This window comes from Shewanella scandinavica (genome assembly GCF_031932065.1).
Taxonomy (GTDB): Bacteria; Pseudomonadota; Gammaproteobacteria; order Enterobacterales; family Shewanellaceae; genus Shewanella; species Shewanella baltica.
This window is the reverse complement of record NZ_JAUOES010000012.1, coordinates 1-20,670: the sequence shown is the minus strand read 5'-3', so window position 1 is coordinate 20,670 and position 20,670 is coordinate 1. Positions and strand designations below refer to the sequence as shown.

16 protein-coding genes and 1 rRNA gene are annotated in these 20,670 nt (G+C 46.0%); 3 read left to right on the top strand and 14 right to left on the bottom strand.

What is annotated here, in order from left to right; all coding sequences use genetic code 11:
- Nucleotides 1-5: 5 nt before the first annotated feature.
- From aroB to Q4Q50_RS12080, 7 genes are all read right to left on the bottom strand, one after another.
- Nucleotides 6-1,082 carry a 3-dehydroquinate synthase gene (gene aroB, locus Q4Q50_RS12110; protein ID WP_259563706.1) on the bottom strand — a complete coding sequence of 359 codons (1,077 nt, stop codon included), beginning with the start codon at nucleotides 1,080-1,082 and terminating at the stop codon, nucleotides 6-8.
- A 9-nt stretch (nucleotides 1,083-1,091) separates the two neighbouring features.
- The gene (gene aroK / locus Q4Q50_RS12105) at nucleotides 1,092-1,607 is read right to left on the bottom strand and encodes a shikimate kinase AroK (RefSeq protein WP_006083542.1); all 516 of its coding nucleotides are present in this window, start codon (nucleotides 1,605-1,607) and stop codon (nucleotides 1,092-1,094) included.
- A 216-nt stretch (nucleotides 1,608-1,823) separates the two neighbouring features.
- Entirely contained in the window at nucleotides 1,824-3,875 is a 2,052-nt protein-coding gene (locus Q4Q50_RS12100; RefSeq protein WP_311899498.1) for a type IV pilus secretin PilQ, read from the bottom strand.
- Nucleotides 3,876-3,896: 21 nt separating this feature from the next.
- On the bottom strand, nucleotides 3,897-4,412 hold the full coding sequence (locus Q4Q50_RS12095) for a pilus assembly protein PilP (RefSeq protein ID WP_259214582.1): 516 nt from the start codon (nucleotides 4,410-4,412) through the stop codon (nucleotides 3,897-3,899).
- Complete coding sequence (locus tag Q4Q50_RS12090) at nucleotides 4,412-5,038, bottom strand: type IV pilus inner membrane component PilO (protein WP_311899496.1); 627 nt, start codon at nucleotides 5,036-5,038, stop codon at nucleotides 4,412-4,414. Before Q4Q50_RS12090 ends, Q4Q50_RS12095 begins: the two co-directional genes overlap by 1 nt.
- A complete protein-coding gene (locus Q4Q50_RS12085) occupies nucleotides 5,035-5,619 on the bottom strand; it encodes a PilN domain-containing protein (RefSeq protein ID WP_006083546.1) in 585 nt (194 codons plus the stop codon). The genes Q4Q50_RS12090 and Q4Q50_RS12085 overlap by 4 nt, the downstream gene beginning before the upstream one ends.
- Complete coding sequence (locus Q4Q50_RS12080) at nucleotides 5,607-6,686, bottom strand: pilus assembly protein PilM (protein ID WP_311899495.1); 1,080 nt, start codon at nucleotides 6,684-6,686, stop codon at nucleotides 5,607-5,609. Before Q4Q50_RS12080 ends, Q4Q50_RS12085 begins: the two co-directional genes overlap by 13 nt.
- 188 nt (nucleotides 6,687-6,874) lie before the next feature.
- Between Q4Q50_RS12080 and Q4Q50_RS12075 the strand changes: the two genes are divergently transcribed.
- Complete coding sequence (locus tag Q4Q50_RS12075) at nucleotides 6,875-9,409, top strand: penicillin-binding protein 1A (RefSeq protein ID WP_311899494.1); 2,535 nt, start codon at nucleotides 6,875-6,877, stop codon at nucleotides 9,407-9,409.
- A gap of 100 nt (nucleotides 9,410-9,509) precedes the next feature.
- On the opposite strand, the gene argH is transcribed toward Q4Q50_RS12075, so the two are convergent.
- The 5 genes from argH to argC all read right to left on the bottom strand — a co-directional run bounded on the left by argH (nucleotide 9,510) and on the right by argC (nucleotide 14,997).
- The gene (argH, locus tag Q4Q50_RS12070; protein WP_311899493.1) at nucleotides 9,510-10,877 is read right to left on the bottom strand and encodes an argininosuccinate lyase; all 1,368 of its coding nucleotides are present in this window, start codon (nucleotides 10,875-10,877) and stop codon (nucleotides 9,510-9,512) included.
- Between the two features lie 109 nt (nucleotides 10,878-10,986).
- Nucleotides 10,987-12,225 carry an argininosuccinate synthase gene (locus Q4Q50_RS12065; RefSeq protein ID WP_311891934.1) on the bottom strand — a complete coding sequence of 413 codons (1,239 nt, stop codon included), beginning with the start codon at nucleotides 12,223-12,225 and terminating at the stop codon, nucleotides 10,987-10,989.
- Nucleotides 12,226-12,284: 59 nt separating this feature from the next.
- Nucleotides 12,285-13,190: an ornithine carbamoyltransferase gene (locus Q4Q50_RS12060; protein ID WP_106649099.1), complete on the bottom strand. Its 906-nt coding sequence runs from the start codon at nucleotides 13,188-13,190 to the stop codon at nucleotides 12,285-12,287.
- A gap of 12 nt (nucleotides 13,191-13,202) precedes the next feature.
- Nucleotides 13,203-13,985 (bottom strand): acetylglutamate kinase, encoded by a 783-nt coding sequence (gene argB, locus Q4Q50_RS12055; protein WP_311899492.1) that lies wholly within the window; start codon nucleotides 13,983-13,985, stop codon nucleotides 13,203-13,205.
- Nucleotides 13,986-14,016: 31 nt separating this feature from the next.
- Nucleotides 14,017-14,997, bottom strand: coding sequence for an N-acetyl-gamma-glutamyl-phosphate reductase (gene argC, locus Q4Q50_RS12050; protein ID WP_311899491.1), 981 nt, complete (start codon nucleotides 14,995-14,997; stop codon nucleotides 14,017-14,019).
- A gap of 624 nt (nucleotides 14,998-15,621) precedes the next feature.
- On the opposite strand from argC, the gene ppc reads away from it, so the two are divergent.
- Nucleotides 15,622-18,291, top strand: coding sequence for a phosphoenolpyruvate carboxylase (gene ppc / locus Q4Q50_RS12045; RefSeq protein ID WP_006084518.1), 2,670 nt, complete (start codon nucleotides 15,622-15,624; stop codon nucleotides 18,289-18,291).
- Nucleotides 18,291-18,836 (top strand): YceB family lipoprotein, encoded by a 546-nt coding sequence (locus tag Q4Q50_RS12040; RefSeq protein ID WP_006083555.1) that lies wholly within the window; start codon nucleotides 18,291-18,293, stop codon nucleotides 18,834-18,836. The genes ppc and Q4Q50_RS12040 overlap by 1 nt, the downstream gene beginning before the upstream one ends.
- Nucleotides 18,837-18,960: 124 nt before the next feature.
- Here Q4Q50_RS12040 and Q4Q50_RS12035 read toward each other — a convergent pair whose 3' ends face one another.
- Complete coding sequence (locus Q4Q50_RS12035; protein ID WP_259214572.1) at nucleotides 18,961-20,235, bottom strand: CinA family nicotinamide mononucleotide deamidase-related protein; 1,275 nt, start codon at nucleotides 20,233-20,235, stop codon at nucleotides 18,961-18,963.
- A gap of 310 nt (nucleotides 20,236-20,545) precedes the next feature.
- Nucleotides 20,546-20,661: ribosomal RNA gene (gene rrf, locus Q4Q50_RS12030) — 5S ribosomal RNA — on the bottom strand.
- Nucleotides 20,662-20,670 lie beyond the last annotated feature (9 nt).

Here is a 20,670-nt window from a genome sequence, read left to right as displayed (position 1 = left end):
AGTTTTTATGCGCAGCGAATAACCTGTTCAAGGGTAGATTCAGTGACTTGACTAAACACATCCGCGCGGCCTATTGCCGTTGGAAGCACCAGTCGAATCTGACCGCCTAAAACTTTTTTATCGCGTCGCATATGTTGAATGAAACTGTCGAAATCCATAGATTCCGGCGCACTAACAGGAAGATCAAAAGCTTGTAGTAACTCTATGATACGACAAACTATTGACTCATCGATAAGCCCCAGTGCCTTAGCTGTTTGAGCAGCAAGGACTGTGCCAGCTGACACGGCTTCACCATGCAACCAATTACCGTAGCCCATTTCGGCTTCAATCGCATGACCAAAGGTATGACCTAGATTCAATAAAGCACGTACACCCTGCTCAGTTTCGTCTTGGCTAACCACATCGGCCTTAATCTCACAGCAACGGGAGATAGCATAAACCAATGCTTGGGCATCTAAGGTTTTTAGTGCCGTTACATTATCTTCAAGCCATTGAAAAAAATCAGCATCCCACATGATGCCATACTTGATGACTTCCGCCATTCCCGCCGCAAACTCGCGCGCTGGAAGCGTATGTAAACATAAAGTATCGATAAGCACGATTTGTGGCTGATAAAAGGCCCCAATCATGTTTTTACCAAGAGGATGGTTAACAGCCGTTTTACCGCCTACGGAAGAATCCACCTGCGACAATAGGGTTGTCGGAATTTGAATAAAATCGATCCCACGTTGATAACATGCCGCGGCAAAGCCCGTCATATCACCAATTACGCCGCCACCCAAAGCCACCAGCACAGAATCTCGACCATAGTTTTGCTGCAGCAATGCAGTAAAAATAGTATCTAGATGTGCTAAGTCTTTGAATTGTTCGCCATCGGGGAGGATAACACTCTCTACCTCACCAAACGAAGCCATCGTCTCTTGTATCTGTTTAAGATACAAAGGCGCGACAGTTTCATTGGTGACGATAAGAATACGTTTTTTAAGCAGGTAGCGAGACAAGGTCTCGCCATCACTCATCAAATTCTGGCCAATGTAAATGGGATAACTACGTACACCTAAATCAACCTGAATTTGCTTCATAAATTCTGCCTAAAAACCTAATTGCTCAATGATCTGATTGGCGACAATCTTTGCGCTTTGATCATCGGTTTTGACAATCACATCGGCAATTTCTTCGTACAATGGATTACGGATCTCTGCAAGATTCTCCAACACTTCTCGAGGATCATCCACTTGCAATAATGGGCGTCGCTTGTCTCTTTGAGTACGAGCGACCTGTTTGTCGATAGTGGTTTCCAGATAAACCACAATGCCACGAGCAGACAGATGATTACGGATATCTTTGCTTTGTACTGAACCACCACCGGTGGCAAGGACGATACCTTGTTTTTCAGACAAATCAGCAATAACCTGAGCTTCACGACGACGGAAGCCTTCTTCACCTTCGACGTCAAACACCCAAGCAATATCAGCGCCTGTGCGTTGCTCAATCTCTTGATCTGAATCGTGGAATTCTAAATGCAGCATTTGCGCCAGATGGCGACCAATTGTGCTTTTACCTGCGCCCATAGGGCCTACCAGAAAAATATTACGTTTTTCAGCCATTTCTTGTACGTCTGAATCTTATTGAAAAGTATGCCTATATCGACTCAACATCAAGCCGACCTATATGTTACCTTGCTCTTATGAGACTTGACCGAGGATTATCTCAGCTTAGGGTCTACTATGGCAAGCCATGTGCGCTATTTATGCAAAGAATTGTATAACAGTAATAATAAAGCCAGCAATCACTGCTGGCTTTAGTCGATACATAGCAAGTGCTTAGATCTTCTCACCGACTATTTTGGGGGTGACGAAAATAAGTAGCTCTTGACGCTCATTTTTGTCTGTTGTGTTCCTAAACAGGAAACCGACCAGAGGAATGTCACCTAGAATTGGCACTTTACTCACACGGCTAATCAGATTTTGTTGATAAATGCCACCAAGCACTATGGTTTCGCCGTTATTAACGAGCACTTGGGTGCCGATACGTTGAGTATCGATTGCAACTGCGGGACCCGTTGGAGTATCAACGGTTTTACCCTGAGAATCTTGAGTGATTTCTAAATCTAAAATGACTCGGTTATCTGGCGTAATTTGTGGTGTAACCCGTAGAGACAACACCGCCTTCTTAAACGTGACTGACGTTGCACCACTCGAAGTCGACTGCACATAAGGGATCTCGACACCTTGCTCAATATAAGCCGCCTTTTGGTTAGAGGTGGTGATACGAGGGCTAGCGATGATCTCACCTTTGTTTTCTTGCTCTAACGCACTTAATTCCAAATCAAGAATGGTACCGTCCGCCAATTTAGCGACATGGAAGGCAATACTCGCTGGATTAGTGGCTGCCGCGGGTAAGTTAACGTTCAAACGCTGATCGGGAGTAGGAATAATCCCATTGGCAATACTCTGTGCACCTTCTAATGTGCCTGAGGTTCCCTTACTACCCTGCTGATCTGTAACGCCCCAACGAATACCTAAGTCTTCGGAGACATCATCTTTCACTGTCACCATACGTGACTCGATCAACACTTGGCGGATGGGGATATCGAGCACTTCGACTAAACGGTGAATGTTCTCAATCGTTTCAGCCGTATCTTTCACTAACACTGTGTTAGTACGTTCATCGACCGCGACTGAACCGCGTGGTGAAAGTAAGCTTGAATCCGTACTTTTTAATAACTCTGCAATATCGACCGCTTTCGCGTAGTTAATTTGTAAATACTCGGAATAGAGCGGTGCTAACTCTTTAACCTCTTGTTTGTTTTTGAGGTTTTGGCTTTCACGAATTGCCAGTTCTTCGCTCGGCGCCACCATTAAGATATTACCTTCGATACGCTTATCTAATCCTTTGGTTTGAAGAATTAGTTCTAAAGCTTGATCCCAAGGCACATCATCCAATCTTAAAGTGATATTGCCTTCCACAGTATCACTGGTGACTAAGTTAAAATTGTTATAGTCGGCAATGATTTGCAGCACAGTCCGTACAGGGATATTTTGAAAGTTAAGCGACAAGGCACGGCCATTGTATTTTTTAACATCTTTCTTGGCGGCGACTCTCTCGACTTTATTCATTGAAAGTCTAAAGAGATTATCTTCTTGCTTGTAAGTGAAATCATATTCACCCGCAATATCAACGACAATACGCGCTGTTAAATCTTCTTTAAATGTCTCGAAGCTTTTTACTGGTGTGGAGAAGTCTTTCACATCCATAACATACAGAAGATCGTTATTAATATCTGTGTTATACAACTTCACTTCAAGCTTAGCGCCCACTTGCTCGACATTAGCCGCAACAGAGCGATTATTTAGATAGACCAATAACTCACCGCCACCATTATCATTACGACGGAAATCGATATTTTTAATGCTATTAACGAAGGGGTTTTCAGCTTGGGCTTGAGTCCCTGACACTTCATCGTTAATCGTAAGCCGGTATGAATTGCCCATTACTGAACCTTGGTAAGGTTTCACTTTGGACATACCTAAGATGACTTTTAGTTGGGTATCTTGCTGCTCAGTGGTGATATCTGCAACCCCAACCTGATTAATAGGTAAACGATCCTTAGATAAACCCGAGATACTATTATCGAAGGTCAGCACTAGCTCTGCGGGCGAGGCATTTGAGTCTATTGCAGGCGTAGTGACCGCATCTTCAAAGACCAGCTCTAGCTCCAATTGATGGTCAACCAAGGCGTGGTATTTAACATCCATTAATCGATTTGCCGCAAAACTCGATGGCAAAATTCCAAATACCAGTGCGATCCCTATGACAGACTTGATTAAGCCTGAAGATAATAACGGGACTTTTATCGCGGCAGAAGATTTCATTATTCCCTCATCCTTCGCTCGTTATTCTCCAGAAAGTTCTAAATTGCTTGTCCTTTCGGACCAACAACCAGAACCATCTGGAATTAATTCTACTACTTCGACATTTTGTGAAGTAACTTTAGAAATGCGTCCATTAAACAGACCTAAATACTCACCAGCACCCATCCGATAAACACTGCCGTCATTTGTTTCAACTAACGCCCAAGTCGTATCAGCTTCACTTAAGGTGCCGCGCATTTTTAAATTATCTAAAGGATAAGTTTCTAACCGCCCTTTTCGACGCTTTAAATCCGGTTGTAAACAATCTTTGCTGGTATCGACAACCTCTTCCGTTAATTCACGCGAAGGAGGTACAAAAGGGCTACGCATTAACTCAGCTTGATAGGCGAAGTGCTCAAATCTCGGCGGCTCTTTTAAAGGAGGAATATGAGCAACGTGTTGTGCTTTGGTTGTAGTAACAAATAGCTCTAAATCACTGCGATCGCCAACACAACCCATTAAAAAAATGCTCAAAGCTAATAGAGGTAAGAATTTCATTATTTCTTCCCCTGTTTGTTAGCAGCGTTTTCAGGCGGTAATTCAGCCCCTTCTTTAAAGCGATAGGTCTTGGCTAAAATGTCCATTGCTAAGTTGCCAGCATCATCGCGCTTAATGGTAAAATCATGAAGGCTGACAATACGCGGAAGTTTTGCTACACCGCTCACCATATTACCTAGTTGGTGATAATCGCCCGTTACGGACATTTTAATGGGAAACTCAATATAGAAATCCCGCTGAATTTCAGGCTCCCAATCTAAACTCTGAATTCGAAGACCTGCATCGGTAGCGACGAAGGTTAAATCGTCCAGCAAACCAGGCATTTCATTTTCAGAGGGCAGCATCTTCAGTAACTCGGCAAATTGCACTTCCATCGTTGCTAACTGCTCACGATAGAGCTTTAAATTTGCAGCAAGTTGATACTTATTCTTAAAGTCATCTCTGAGTTGTAATTCCCTATCTTGCTCTGCGGTATAAGTATCAACCGAATCTGAAACGACTAAGAAATAACCCGCAGTAAAAACACAAAGTGCTAATAGGACCGCGAAAAAGGTTTTAACTTGGTTTGGCCAGCCACCAATATTTTCAAAGTCGATATCATTGAACTGACTTAGATCGAGTTTCATTTACTCGCTCCTTTTGTCATTTTCTCAGGCTCACCCACATTCGCGCCTTTAATCGTGACTCTTAAACTGAATCGCTGTAATTGCCGTAATTCTTCATTTTGGGTCACGATCGATTGCATATTCGGATCGGTTAGCCATTCAGAGGTTTTCACCTTACGCATCATATTGGCAACGTTATTATTTGATTCGCTACGCCCTTCTATCAACAACAAACTGCCCTTTTTCTCTAAGCTAGAAAGGTATATTCCAGGGGGCACTATTCGCACTAGCTCATCTAGCACATGAGTAGGCAAATTACGGGATTGTTGTAAATTCAGAATAATTTCAGTGCGGCGCTCGATGTCTTTCTTGCGCTCGGTAATTTTCTTAATCTCAGAAATTTGTGTCTCGAGCAGGCCAATCTCCGATTGCAAATAACTATTACGCGCTTTTTGCTCATCAGTCATAACGTCCAATAGAGATACTGCAACATAGACTAAAATCGCCGACGCTAAAAATACCGCAGCTAAAATACCAATATAATCGCGCTTTTGTTTTTCTCTCGCCTCTTCTCGCCAAGGGAGTAGGTTTATGTTCGCCATTGACCGTAACTCCTCAATGCTAAGCCACAAGCAACCATATATTTGCTGATTGTAGGTTGCAGCATACTTTTAACCGACTCATCGGCGTGCAAACATCCTTGAAATGGATCGGCGATAATAGTGTGAACCCCTAATTCATTAGTCAGTAAGTTTGCCATACCTTCTAATTTAGATGTCCCACCACATAATACGAGATAGTCGACTTTATCTTTACCGCTCGAAGTACAATAGATTTGTAGCGTACGTTTTATTTGTTGTAATAGCTGAGTTTGGAAAGGTGACAAGACTTCAAACATATAATTTCGTGGTAGGTCGCCTTCAACTTTTGCTTTCTCAGCTTGATCGTAGGACATGCCATAGAAAGATAAAATTGACTGAGTAAATTGCTCACCACCGAAGGCTTGCTCGCGAATAAAAGTCGTCTCACCCGCTTCAACTACAGAGAAAGTGGTCATATTCGCGCCGATATCAACCATAGCGACGGCCTTATGTTTCGCCCCTTCGGGTAGTTGTGCCAGAATCAATTCTGCTGCGCGGCCTAAAGCATAACCCTCGACATCAACAACTTTGGCCTCAAGTTCAACACTATCGAGCGCATCGACTCTGACATCAATGTTGTCAGTACGGCATGCGCTCAACAACACATCTACCTTGGTTGGATCTGTACTATTTACGCTGAGGGTTTCAAAATCTATGCTGACTTCATCGAGTGAATACGGAATAAGGTTGTCGGCTTCAATTTCTATCTGCGCCTCCATTTCTTCCTCGCTCAGCGAAGCATCCATGTAGATCACTTTGGTCATCACAGCAGAGCCTGAAACACAAACCGCAGCATATTTAACCGATTTAGGTAAATTACGTTTTATTTGCCTAAGGCATTCGACAACGGCATCAGCATCACGAATATCATGATCGTTAACGGCCCCCTTTTTAATAGGTACCGCCGCATGACTCACTATCTTGTATCCATCAGCAGTCTTACTCAACAAAATGGCCTTAACTTCATGGGAACCGATATCGATTCCGACCATCTGCGGAGCCTGACGCTTCCATAAATTTGAAAGCATATCCATTGTCACTTTTTTATTTATATTTCAGTAAAAGAGATTAGCACAAAATCAACTTGTTATACTTACTTGTATCGAATGTTTCGTCATTTTACAAACGCTATTTTAGGCTTCTCACGTTTTTACTTCACCAAGAGGTGTACGCCTTATATACTGTCGCACTTAACGGAACATTAGGATAAATTTTGGTGAAGTGGTTAAAACGTATTGTTATAGCACTATTCAGTCTAGCCCTTTTAGGCGTAGGCGCCATTGTGGCAGCATACTTTTATGTTTTGCCGGATTTGCCGGATGTTTCAACACTAAAAAATGTGCAACTTCAAACACCTTTACGCATTTACAGCAGTGACGGCAAACTTATTTCACAATTTGGTGAGAAGCGTCGCATTCCATTGAAGCTAGACGAAGTACCAAAACCCTTGCTTCAAGCATTTATTGCAACTGAAGATGCGCGTTTTTACGAACATGGTGGTATTGATCCTGTTGGCGTACTTCGTGCAGCATTAGTTATGCTAACCACAGGAGAGAAGAAGCAAGGTGCGAGTACCATTACCATGCAGGTCGCACGTAACTTCTTCTTAACCCGCGACAAAACGATTATTCGTAAAGTGAAGGAGATCTTTATCTCCTATCACATTGAAGAATTACTTACCAAAGATGAGATTTTAGAACTCTATGTGAACCGCATTTACTTAGGCCAACGCGCCTATGGTGTTGGTGCCGCTGCACAGGTTTATTTTGGTAAAGATGTTAAAGATCTTACACTCTCAGAAATGAGTATGATCGCCGGCTTACCCAAAGCGCCTTCAACACTCAACCCTGTGACCTCACCTTCTCGTGCCGTCGCTCGCCGTAATGTCGTCCTCATGCGTATGAATGAAGTAGGTTACATCAGCCAAGCCGAATACCAAGCCGCACTACAAGAACCGCTGGTTGCTAAATACCATGGCGCCGAAATTGATCTCTATGCCCCGTATATTTCAGAAATGGCACGGGATTATATGGTACAAAAGTACGGTGAAGAAGAAGCCTATACCAATGGCTACAACGTCTACACGACCATTTCATCGGATATACAACTGAAGGCTCAACAAGCGCTACGCAATAACGTTTATGCCTATGATGAGCGTCATGGCTATCGTGGTCCTGCCGCTGTGTTGTGGACAGACGAGAAACCAGAACAAGCTCAAATCAAGGCTGAACTGGCTAAGGTGGCTTCGATTCAAGAACTGCAACCCGCAGCCGTCATCAGCGTGGCAGATCAACAAGCCAGCGTCATGACCGCCAAGGGCGAAACTAAAATCATTGCTTGGGATGGTCTGAAGTGGGCGCGTAAATTTATTACCGATAAGCGTCAAGGCAGCGTTCCTAAGTCAGCCTCTGACATGCTCAAGGTCGGTGAACGTATTTGGATCCGTGATAACGGCCAATATTTGCAGTTATCGCAAGTACCAGAAGTTGCCAGCGCGACTGTGTCACTCGACCCACAAAATGGTGCGATTCGATCTCTAGTTGGCGGATATAGCTTTAGCCAAAGCCAATACAACCGCGTCACTCAAGCGAAACGGCAATTAGGCTCAAACATTAAACCTTTTATTTATGCTGCAGCGTTAGAGAAAGGCTTTACCTTAACAACCCTAATTAACAATGCACCAATCAATAAACCCGATATCAGCCAAGGTACTGCATGGCGCCCTAAAAACTCGCCAGATATCTATGGCGGCCCAACCCGTTTACGTGTTGGCTTAGCGCAGTCAATTAACGTGATGTCTGTACGTGCAATGCGCCATGTTGGGCTCGATGCCACCATTGCAGAATTGGTTAAGTTTGGTTTCGATCCTAATGACTTACCGCGTAACGAGTCGATAGCTTTAGGTTCGTCTTCAGTAACACCATTACAAGTGGTTACTGCGTTTAACGTGTTTGCTAACGGCGGTTTCTTACTCGAGCCTTTCTATATCGATCGCGTCGAAGATGCCTACGGCAATGTGATTGAAAAAGCCAATCCAACATTGGCCTGTAAACCTAGCCAAAGCCTTAGCCAACCTGTTACACCGAGCGATCCTATGGCGTTCAGTGTTAGTGGAGATAGTAGCACAGAACCGAGTGCGCCCGTTGCCCAGTGTTTCGAGCAAACGGGTCGCTTTGCACCACAGATCATTTCAGAGCAAACGGCATTCCTCATCACCGAAGCGTTAAAAAGCGTGATCTGGGGTGGCGGTGACTGGAGTCACGGCACTGGTTGGCAAGGTACGGCTTGGCGTGCTGCAAGATTGATTAAACGCCATGATATTGCGGGTAAAACAGGTACAACCAACGAATCTCGCGATACGTGGTTCAGTGGATTTAGCCCTGTGCTCACCAGTACGTTCTGGGTCGGTTTCGACGATCACGGTCGACAACTGGGCAGAACTGCATGGAATGCAAGCGCAGAGAAAGATCAGATCACCGGCGCCGAAGCGGGCGCGAAAACGGCAGGTCCGGGTTGGAACGAGTTTATGAACAGTGTCTTACAAGGCACACCTGAAACCACATCGATTCCACCAGAAGGCATTGTATCGGTACGGATCGATTTAGCGACAGGTAAACTCACGCGTAAAACCGACTATACCAGCGCATTCGAATACTTCATCTCGGGCACTGAGCCGAAGGAATACATCAGCGAAACTCAGGATGAAAATAACATCTTCATCGATGCGCCAACTGACGATCTATTCCAATAAACGACTCATAGAAAGTCATTGCCTATACGGATAATGACCCAATAAAAAACGCGACTTAAAGTCGCGTTTTTTATTGGCTTGTTGATTTGAACAACTTGCCTTAGCGGGCTTTTTTAGCCGCGATCGCCTGCTGAATTTGCGGCAGAGCTGTACCACCAAGCACATCGCGTTTCGCTAAACAGGCTTCAATAGTCAGGTTGGGATAGACATCATCTTCAATGATAGCGGCAAAGGTTTTTAACTCTGCCAAGGAGAAATCCTCCAGCGGAATTTGCTTCGCTATCGCGGCAACAACTACTTCACCCACAACGTGGTGCGCCTCACGGAATGGCATACCTTTAGATACGAGATAATCAGCAAGCTCAGTAGAATTGGCATAACCTTGCTGCGCAGCTAACAGCGCATTAGGACGATTAACTTTCAGACCCGATAACACTAACGCCGCCATATCGAGGCAAATTGCCCAGCTATCAACTACGTCAAATAGGCCTTCTTTATCTTCCTGCATATCTTTGTTGTATGCCAAAGGCAGCGCTTTCATGGTGGTGAGAATGCCTACTAAACTGCCATAAACCCGACCCGTTTTACCGCGGATAAGCTCTAATGCATCAGGATTTTTCTTTTGTGGCATCAAAGATGAACCCGAGGTCACTTCATCACTAAGGGAAATAAAGTTCGCTTCGCCCGAGTTAAAGAAAATTAAATCTTCAGCCATACGGCTTAAGTGCATCATGCTGATCGATGCCGTTGAGCAAAGCTCTACCACGTGGTCTCTGTCTGACACACTGTCTAAACTATTGAGCGTCGGCGAGGCAAAGTTCAGCGCGGCAGCCAGTGCATGTCGATCCATTTTATAGGCGGTGCCAGCAAGGGCGCCAGAACCTAATGGGCAGGTATTCGCACGGGTTAACGCATCGGCTAAACGGCTGATATCCCGCTCAGTCATTTCTACATAGGCTAAACACCAGTGGCCAAATGTCACAGGTTGGGCGCGCTGCAAGTGAGTGTAACCAGGCATTACCGCATCAAACTCACGCTCAGCCAACGCCAGTAATTCAGCATGTAAGCTGTGAAGGCGCGCGAGTAATGCTTTGCCTTCGGATTGACACCAAAGCTTTAAATCGGTGGCAACTTGATCGTTACGGCTACGGCCAGTGTGCAGCTTCTTACCGAGATCGCCCACTTTGGCAATCAAGGCAGACTCGACGAAACTGTGAATATCTTCGGCGCCCGAGGCGAGAATAATCGCTGGATCGCCATTCACTTCCACCAGCAAATCATTGAGCGCTTTTTTCAAGTCGCTGCATTCAGTGGCAGTAATAATACCGACGCTAGCAATCGCATCGGCCCAAGCGATAGAACCGACCACATCCTGTTCGAACAGGCGATAATCCACGGGTAGCGAATCGTTGAATAATTTGAATAGCGCGCTGGTTTCGCCCTGAAATCTTCCACCCCATAAAGCCATGCTAACTCCCCTTACACACTGCTGATTTGAAATCGACTCATCTGAATCAAAAAACCGGATCAAAACCTAGAAACAAAAAAGGGCGCTAGGCGCCCTCTTTAACGGCCTATTACTTACCCTTAACGTCATTAGCGTTGAGTGCGCGGATGCGGCTCGCTAACGAGTACAAGCGGATAAAGCCTTCTGCATGTTTTTGATCGTACACTTGATCTTCACCGAAAGTGGCAAATGCTTCAGAGTACAAGCTGTTAGGTGAACGTTTCTTCACTGCCGTCGCTTGGCCTTTGTAGAGTTTAACCACAACTTCGCCGTTAACTGACTCAGCCAATGACTCAGATGCCGCCAGCAGTGACTTACACAGAGGCGTGAACCAACGGCCGTCATACACTAAATGCGCCATTTGTGCGGCAACTTGCTCACGCCAGTTACGGCTAGTTTTGTCGAGTACCAGCTCTTCAATCGCACGTAGTGCTGCGAACATCACAGTGCCGCCGGGTGTTTCGTAACAGCCACGGGACTTCATACCCACTAAGCGGTTCTCGGTGATATCGATACGACCCACACCATGGGGTGCAGCAATGGCGTTTAATGTCATCAGCGCAGCATAAGGTGTTAATGCCTCACCATTCACTTTAGTCACACGGCCATGTTCTACTTCTAGCGACACATATTCAGGCTTGTTCGGTGCATCTTCAGGATCGGCTGTCAGCGTCCATACGCCTTTGCTTGGCTCGTTCCATGGATCTTCTAACTCACCACCTTCATGGGAAATATGGAAAGCGTTGGCATCACGGCTATAGATTTTAGTCGCTGAGGCTGACGTCTTGATGTCACGTTCAGCTAAATAGGCCAGTAGATCTTCGCGGCTCTGCATGGTCCATTCACGCCATGGTGCAATCACTTTTAAATCAGGTGCTAATGCGGCGAAGCAACCTTCGAAACGCACTTGATCGTTCCCTTTACCGGTACAACCGTGACACAGAGCATCGGCGCCTACTTTACGCGCCACTTCAACCTGCGCCTTAGCAATGATAGGACGCGCCATTGATGTTCCGAGTAAATAAGTGCCCTCGTAAATCGCCCCGCTCGCAATCGTTGGGTAGATATATTCTTTAACGAATTCTTCTTTTAGATCGACGATATGACATTCAGAAGCACCCGAAGCTAAGGCTTTTTCAGTCAAGCCAACCAGCTCTTCTTCGCCTTGGCCGACATCGGCGCAGAATGCGATGATTTCACAGTTATCGTAGTTTTCTTTTAACCAAGGAATAATGGCCGAGGTATCTAGACCACCCGAATAGGCTAAAACCACTTTTTTCACGCCAGTATTTTTTATCTCGATAGACATCTTAAATTCCTATGACTCGTTTCTCTCAAGGAGAAAACAGGCTGCTAAACAGGGTTAATTTAACTAAATAAGGTTACCAGTACCGCATTTTGGGCATGCATCCGATTTTCGGCTTGTTGCAGAATTAAGGAGCCTGCACCGTCCATCACTTCATCTGTTACTTCTACACCACGGTGGGCGGGCAAACAATGCATAAAGAAGTTAGCGCCCGCTTTCGCCATCAAAGCTTTGTTGACTTGGTATGGTGCAAACTTCGCTTTGATATCCGCTAGCGGAGTGGGATCGCCCATTGAAATCCAAGTATCGGTATAAATAGCGTCGTGACCTTCAATCGCATCGATATCTGAAGTCAGTACCAGCTTACCGCCATATCGCTTAGCAAGCTCTTGCACTTCTGCCACTACGTAGCCATCAGGAAAGTGACCCGCTGGGCAGATCACTGTCATGGTGGCACCGAGAATAGCCGCACAGTACATCAGCGAGTGAGTGACATTATTACCATCACCAACATAAGCTAATTTAGCTTTGCTGACATCCTCAAACTGCTCTGCCAGTGTTAAAAAGTCAGCTAAGGCTTGGCAAGGATGATAAAGATCCGACAAGGCATTGATCACGGGCACTGTGCCAAACTCGGCTAATTGTTCAATGGTGGTGTGCGAATAGGTTCTCGCCACAATTGCGTCGGCCCAGCAAGACAAGTTAGAAGCAAAGTCAGCAACCGATTCCCGTTGACCTAGCGCACCATTTTGTTGATCTAGGTATAAACAGTGGCCACCGAGCTTATTAATACCGATATCAAAGCTAACGCGTGTTCTGAGCGAGGGCTTTTCAAATAACATCACCACACTCTTGCCATCCAGCGCGTGGCGGTACTCAGCCGGATTAGCTTTGATCGTTTTTGCCAAGGCAATCAGATCGAGTAACTGCTGCTGGGTTAACTCTTTTATCGATAGTAAATGCTTCATAACCTACTCCACTTATGGTTGGATTTGTGTTCCTACGGCTTCACCTTTTGCTAATGCGATTAATTGGCTTGCATCACGCCACGAGGCAACTTGAACCGCCTGCCCCATCCACTGTGCAACTTCGAGCGCAGCTTCAACTTTGACCCTCATTCCCTTTTCGATCACACCTTGTTTAACAAGGTCTGCTATCTGCTTGCCATTTAAACTGTGAATGAGCTGGCCTTTACCATCGAGCACACCAGACACATCCGACAGCAGCACTAACTTGCCGCCCACTAATTTGGCTAAGGCCGTCGCAGCTTGGTCAGCATTGACGTTAAGCATTTGGCCATCGTCCATCATGGCGATAGAGCTACAAATCGGCATCCAACCTTGGGCGAGGATAAACTTAAGATAAGTGCCATCGTTTGGCGTGACTTCGCCCACTAAGCCTAAACGTTCATCTTTAATCTTTGCCGATACAGTATTGCCATCGGCGAGGCTCATGCCCACACTCACAATCCCAGCTTTAGTGGCTGCGCCTTGGAGGATCTTGTTCGAAGTGCCCGCAAGTGCGCCGGCAATAATCGGCATTTGCTCAGGCGGAGTCACCCGTAAACCTTCTAACTTGACGGTTTCCATGCCGTTAGCCGCTAACTGTTCATCCACCAAACAGCCACCGCCATGCACCATCAACACTTGCTGACCATTGGCTAACATAGCCGCAGCCGTATCCATTAACCGCGCCATCCCCATTTCACACTGCAGCAGCGCGCCACCAACTTTAAGAACTAATACTGAGTTGTTTGTAGACATCTTGACGACTCTCTTAAATAAGGATGAACAATTAAAGGTTAAAATGAATCTTTATGCATTGCAGCGCTTGGCTGGCAGCACCTTTCATCAAATTATCGATTACACTGGCTACCACTAAGTAACCGCTATTCTCATCAAACTTCCAACCTAAGTGGCAGTTAGGTGTCAGCACCACATCGTCCACTTTAGGGAACTGATTATGCTTCACGGTGACCAATGGCGCCTGGGCATATACGCTATAGGCCGCTGCCACATCGGCAGTCGTAGTGCCTGGTTTTAGCTGCACGGTAATAGTCGCTAAAATGCCACGCTTAAAGTTGCCAAGATGCGGGGTAAATATCACTTCTTGACCAAGCTGAGTGGCGATTTCGGGTTGATGTCTGTGGCCTAATACGCCGTAAGGTGTCAGGCTCACTTCACAAAAACTGGTGTGTAACTGCGCCTTACGGCCCGCACCCGTTACGCCGCTTACGGCATTGATCACCGGATAAGCCGATGTCAGTAAACTCGCCAGCGGTTTTAACGCTGTAAGTGATGCGGTTGGATAACAACCTGGCACGGCAATCATCTTAGTCGCCGCGATTTCTTTAGCATTCCATTCGGCAAGGCCATATACGGCTTTGGTTAAAACTTCAGGATATTCATGCTCAAAGCCATACCACTTAGGATATTGCGCCACATCGCTGAAACGATAAGCACCGCTTAAATCGAATACCGCTAACCCTTGGCTATAAAACCAAGCGGCTAAATGTAAGCTCACTGAATGCTCAGTCGCTAATACCACGGCATCGGCTTCGGCAACGATTTTTGCCTTAGCGTCATCGGACAATGGCGACAGCGTTAATGCGATATGGCTATAGCTAGGGTACAAATCCGCTAAAGGCTTACCTTTATCTAAACTGTTTTCAGAAACATACAAACCCTGAATCGTCAGTTCTGCTTCTGCATGGATTAAAGCGGTCAGTTGTGCGCCTGTGTAACCACTGGCGCCAATAATGGCGATATTTTTCATGTGTTGTTGTCTTATTAACCGAATCAAACAAACTTAAAGAATAGATGAATAGCGTACACGCAACTGCGCGTATCTATGATGACAAGATTATCGTCGCAGGAAATCGTAATTGGTTGTTATTTTATTCACTGTCAGGTTAATGCTCTGAATCATGATATTTACTCTACAGGTCACAGGGGGTGACTCATCTCAACTGCAGGCTAGACTACCACAAAGATCTACTTATGCAATATATGTGAATATATATTTTTAATTTATTTTTGTATTTCTTACTAAAATGCAGATCTCGCCCGCCTATCATCCGTTCAGCTAACTCGTTAATAACTCAGTTATCTAGGGCAAATTTGCGCCAAAATCAGTCCTTTTTATTAACAGCTAAGATACATGCCTGCAAAACAGAAAATGATGCACTTCATATTCACTTACGCTAATCATCAAAAAATATTGCGTAGCTTCGCATTTATATTGAATATTCCTCAACGATCAATGCGATTAGTTGCATATTAGATAAGCCAGTCGTATAAGTTATAAGTTCTGCTGTTGACCATTGCCCCAAGTGATAGGTATTGTGCTAACGGGCTAAATGTACGGCAGGATTTTCATGTTTTTCTATTCGGAGTAACTATGGTTGTAACCAAGGCAGACAATATGACCGATATGTATGCGTCATTAAGATCGAACGTGAGTATGTTAGGACAAATCCTCGGTGACACTATGCGCACCCACCTCGGGGACTCTTTTCTCGAGAAGGTTGAACAGATCCGTAAACTTGCTAAAGATTCACGCCGGGGCGATCAAGCCGCTAGAGAGCAAATGCTCGAGTTACTCACCGCCCTGCCAGACGAAGAATTAGTTCCGTTTGCAAAGGCATTTAACCAGTTCCTCAACTTAGCTAATTTATCTGAACAATTTCATACAATTAGCCGCAACTGTGACGAACTCGTCTGCGTGCCTGATCCCGTGGAACAGCTGCTAGGCCGCATGTTAAATGGCCGTGTAGACCAAACGAAAATGCTCGACTGCCTTAAGACACTGGATATCGATCTAGTGCTGACAGCGCATCCCACAGAAATTTCACGTCGCACCTTGATCCAAAAGTACGCCGCCATTGTCGACTGCTTAACTGAGCAAGAAAACGATCAATTATCAGATAGAGAGCGTCAGCAAATCAGTCTGCGCCTTCGCCAATTAATCGCGCAAATTTGGCACACCAATGAGATCCGCCGTGAGCGCCCAACACCTGTTGATGAAGCCCGCTGGGGATTATCAACCATTGAAGAGTCACTCTGGCATGCGGTGCCAGACTTCTTAAGACAGCTTAACGACCAAGTGCAACAACGCACGGGTCAGCAATTACCGATTGATATCGCGCCAGTGCGCTTTTCAAGCTGGATGGGCGGCGATCGCGACGGCAACCCCTTTGTTACCGCGAAAGTCACCCAAGAGGTGCTCGATCGCAACCGCCATGCCGCCGCCAGATTATTCTTAAAAGACATAGTCCTACTGGTTGGCGAGCTGTCGATGGAAGAAGCCAATGATGAGTTAAAGGCTTACACCAACAACAGCTGCGAGCCATACCGCCACGTGTTGCGATCTATTCGTCAAAGACTGCGTGACACCATAGATTATTTAAATGCACGCATCGAAGGCCACAATCCTGAAGTCGATAAGTCGAGCCTGATTTGGCAAGAAAGCGATCTCAAAGCGCCGTTAGAAATGCTTTATAAGAGTTTGACCGACTGCGGTATGCGCTTAATAGCCAACGGTCTATTACTTGATATTCTCCGTCGTCTCGCCTGTTTTGGCATTCACATGCTCAGACTCGACATTCGCCAAGACGCCAGCCGTCACAGCGATGTGCTCGCCGAATTAACTCGCTATCTCGGCATGGGTGATTTCAACCATTGGGATGAAACTGAGAAGCAAGCCTTCTTATTACGCGAACTTAGCAACCGTCGTCCACTGATCCCAAGTAACTGGCAGCCGTCAGCCGATGTGGCCGAAGTGCTTAATACCTGTCGTTTAATTGCTAAACATCCGGCTAAAGCACTTGGCTCCTATGTGATTTCGATGGCGGGTAAGCCATCGGATGTATTAACGGTTTTACTGTTACTCAAAGAAACGGGCTGTTCGCACCCAATGCGCGTGGTGCCGCTATTTGAAACCTTAAGCGACTTAAACAACGCCGCTGCCTGTATTACCGATTTACTCGATATCGACTGGTATCGTGGTTATACCAAGGGCATGCAAGAAGTGATGATTGGCTACTCTGACTCTGCTAAAGATGCCGGCGTAATGGCGGCGGCTTGGGCTCAGTATCACGCTCAAGAGCAGTTAGTGGCGGTCTGTAAACAAGCGGGCGTCAAGCTCACACTATTCCATGGCCGTGGCGGTAGCATTGGTCGCGGCGGCGGTCCAGCACACAAAGCGATTCTATCCCAACCTCCGGGGTCGGTAGATGGCCGTATTCGTGTCACTGAGCAGGGCGAAATGATCCGCTTCAAGTTTGGCTTGCCAAAACTCGCGGTTCAAAGCTTGGCCTTGTATACCTCGGCCGTATTGGAAGCAACCCTACTACCACCGCCAGAGCCTAAACAAGAATGGCGCGATTGCATGCAACGTATCGCTGAAGAATCAGTGGGCGCTTACCGTGGCATAGTGCGTGATGAACCTGATTTTGTGGCTTATTTCCGCGCGGCAACACCAGAAGTGGAATTAGGAAAACTGCCACTCGGCAGCCGCCCAGCTAAACGTCGTGTCGATGGTGGGATTGAAAGCCTACGAGCTATTCCATGGATTTTTGCTTGGTCGCAAAACCGTTTGATGTTACCTGCATGGCTTGGCGCCGGTGAAGCGCTACAAGCCGCCTGTGAACGCGGCGAAATGGGCTTATTACAAGAGATGGAACGGGAATGGCCTTTCTTCAGCACTCGCATTTCAATGCTAGAAATGGTCTACGCCAAAGCGGAACCTAATTTGGCCCGCTACTACGAAACCTGTTTAGTACCGAAAGACTTGCATCACTTAGGCGAAACCTTGCGCCAACGCTTAGATCTGGGCATTAAAGTCGTGCTTGAACTGACAAAATCAGATAGCTTAATGGCGCATACGCCGTGGAATCGCGAGTCAGTAAAACTGCGAAATCCGTATATCGATCCATTAAACTTCTTACAAACCGAGCTATTAGCGCGGACACGTAAGGAAACAACAGAAACTCCCGCGTCTGAACATGTGCAGCTAGCGCTAATGCTGACTATTGCAGGTGTGGCAGCGGGAATGAGAAACACTGGTTAATGAAAAAACTTTCCCGCACGATTTGCTTGGGACTGACTGTACTGCTTGGCGGCTGCGTCTCGCAGTACAGTATCAGCGAGCACGAAATGGAGCAGTACCTCAGTAAAGAGATTCATTTTGAGATTAAACAAGGCAATCAATTAGTTGGCGCAGAAGTGCGCATTAACGACATCAGTGTCAGGCTAGGTGCAAAACCTGACACTATGAGCGTAAGTGCTGCAACTCAAGTATCAATTAAGAATCCAATCTTTCCATTGAGTGCCAAACTCACGACGACTTTTGAGGCCAAGCCTTGGTATGACAGCGCAACGCACAGTGTCTATCTGCGCCAGCTCGAATTAGTTAAAGTGGAGTCAACACCAAAAGATATTGAAAAAGCGATCAGCAGTGCCACACCGCAGGTGATGGGTTATCTAAGACAATTCTTAGAAAACCAGCCTGTATATGTGCTTGATACTAAGGACAGTAACCAAGCACTGATGGCGAAGATGACCGAAAGCATTCAAGTTGCCCCAGGCAAATTAGTGCTTAAGTTCACTAAATAACTGATTATTTTGTGGATCATCCGCCATAAAAAATGCTCCCTCGGGAGCATTTTTGTTAATACGTTTAAACTGACGTAAACCAATAATATTAAAGATTGTATAATCTTCAAGCTTGTATAAAAAGTTATTTACTGAATCGCCCAATCGACTGATAATCGACAATCACGGCTTCAGCTAAAAGCTCACGTCTTAACATATCGTAAGCCACCGCAGCACTTAGGCTACGCACCAGATCCCGCGAACGTCGTGGTAGCTTGATCATCTGACTATAAACGCCGCCGCGAGTTGCTAAGGCAATCGCCACAGTGCCCACAGGCTTCTCGTCTGTGCCACCATCGGGTCCCGCAATACCACTGGTTGCCAGCGCATAGTCACTGTCCAATATTTGCCTTGCCCCCTTTGCCATTTCTTCCACAGTCGCAATGGAGACAGCGCCATGATCATCTAATGTTGAAGGATTGACGCCTAATACGCGCACTTTAGATTCATTACTGTAAGTCACTAATCCATGCTGTAAGTAAGATGAACTACCAGGGAAATCAACTAACTGACTGGTGATCATGCCGCCAGTGCAGGATTCTGCAACACTTAAGGTCAAGCCTGAGTTGAGTAACTTATAATGAATTTCTTCGGCAAGAGTGGCTTTGTCTTCCGCGACTACCGCAGTGCCCAGCACCATTTTGATGTGCCCTGCGACGCGAGGTAATACCGCTATCGCCTTCTCGCCACGGGCAAAAATCTTAATCTCAATATGCGGCATAGAAGAACGGTAACCAATAGTAATGCCTTCTGGCAGCTCTAATGGCTCTAACTTATCCGCCAACGCCGACTCACCTTGGCCTATCGTTAATAATTTCTTTAATGCGACCTTGGAATCAAGATTAAACTCATCGCGAATAAAAGGCACAAACTGCTCTGTAACCATGTGCTTAAGCTCAAAAGGCACGCCCGGTGTAAAGAATAACCACGCGCGGTTAAGCTTAACTCTAAAGCCACAGGCGGTTCCCACTGGGTTATCAACCATCACAGCTGAGGCTGGCAGCATAGCTTGCTTGAGATTACTTAAGGGCATTTCACGGTTATTGCGGGTAAACCAGTCTTCTAAACGCTCACGCCACTCCGCATTCTCGACCAAAGGTTCGCCCTTTGCCTTCGCCATCGCTAAAGCTGACATGTCATCACTCGTCGGCCCGAGACCACCATTAACGAGAATAACATCGGCATGTAAGCTACGTTCTTGGAAAACTGCAATCAAATCCTCGAGGCGATCGCCGACAGTCACTCGACGCTGGATCTCGACACCATGCTCCATCATAGTACTGGCAAACCAAGCGGCGTTGGTATCAACAATCTGTCCCGCCAACACCTCTTCCCCAGTACAAATCATCTCTAACTTCATCTCAGATCCTTATCTACCCCAACAAATTAAATCATAAGGTAAGTAACCGCTTAACTAATAGCAATAGCTAGGCGCGATCTAGAACTCAGATCGCTGTAGCGAAATCGAAGCATTGTCAGAATAACTGCTGAAATAAAATCCAAACGGCATGGATTATTAATGTCGTGGAGCGTGAAAGAGGGAGTTTTGGAAAGAAAATAGGAGAGAAATTTATAAATTGAAAACAAACTAGGTTGATTTCACAAATTGCAGACGCAAAAAAGCCAGCTTATTCAGCTGGCTTCGTTACATCTCAATGAGATAATTAGGCGCTTGGCGATGACCTACTCTCACATGGGGAGACCCCACACTACCATCGGCGCGTTTGCGTTTCACTTCTGAGTTCGGGATGGGATCAGGTGGTTCCACAAGGCTATTGTCACCAAGCAAATTCTG

What these genes read in the sequence shown, in the direction of transcription:
- aroB (WP_259563706.1), bottom strand. Translation starts at nt 1,082, where the DNA reads ATGAAGCAAATTCAGGTTGATTTAGGTGTACGTAGTTATCCCATTTAC.
- aroK (WP_006083542.1), bottom strand. Translation starts at nt 1,607, where the DNA reads ATGGCTGAAAAACGTAATATTTTTCTGGTAGGCCCTATGGGCGCAGGT.
- Q4Q50_RS12100 (WP_311899498.1), bottom strand. Translation starts at nt 3,875, where the DNA reads ATGAAATCTTCTGCCGCGATAAAAGTCCCGTTATTATCTTCAGGCTTA.
- Q4Q50_RS12095 (WP_259214582.1), bottom strand. Translation starts at nt 4,412, where the DNA reads ATGAAATTCTTACCTCTATTAGCTTTGAGCATTTTTTTAATGGGTTGT.
- Q4Q50_RS12090 (WP_311899496.1), bottom strand. Translation starts at nt 5,038, where the DNA reads ATGAAACTCGATCTAAGTCAGTTCAATGATATCGACTTTGAAAATATT.
- Q4Q50_RS12085 (WP_006083546.1), bottom strand. Translation starts at nt 5,619, where the DNA reads ATGGCGAACATAAACCTACTCCCTTGGCGAGAAGAGGCGAGAGAAAAA.
- Q4Q50_RS12080 (WP_311899495.1), bottom strand. Translation starts at nt 6,686, where the DNA reads ATGCTTTCAAATTTATGGAAGCGTCAGGCTCCGCAGATGGTCGGAATC.
- argH (WP_311899493.1), bottom strand. Translation starts at nt 10,877, where the DNA reads ATGGCTTTATGGGGTGGAAGATTTCAGGGCGAAACCAGCGCGCTATTC.
- Q4Q50_RS12065 (WP_311891934.1), bottom strand. Translation starts at nt 12,225, where the DNA reads ATGTCTATCGAGATAAAAAATACTGGCGTGAAAAAAGTGGTTTTAGCC.
- Q4Q50_RS12060 (WP_106649099.1), bottom strand. Translation starts at nt 13,190, where the DNA reads ATGAAGCATTTACTATCGATAAAAGAGTTAACCCAGCAGCAGTTACTC.
- argB (WP_311899492.1), bottom strand. Translation starts at nt 13,985, where the DNA reads ATGTCTACAAACAACTCAGTATTAGTTCTTAAAGTTGGTGGCGCGCTG.
- argC (WP_311899491.1), bottom strand. Translation starts at nt 14,997, where the DNA reads ATGAAAAATATCGCCATTATTGGCGCCAGTGGTTACACAGGCGCACAA.
- ppc (WP_006084518.1), top strand. Translation starts at nt 15,622, where the DNA reads ATGGTTGTAACCAAGGCAGACAATATGACCGATATGTATGCGTCATTA.
- Q4Q50_RS12040 (WP_006083555.1), top strand. Translation starts at nt 18,291, where the DNA reads ATGAAAAAACTTTCCCGCACGATTTGCTTGGGACTGACTGTACTGCTT.
- Q4Q50_RS12035 (WP_259214572.1), bottom strand. Translation starts at nt 20,235, where the DNA reads ATGAAGTTAGAGATGATTTGTACTGGGGAAGAGGTGTTGGCGGGACAG.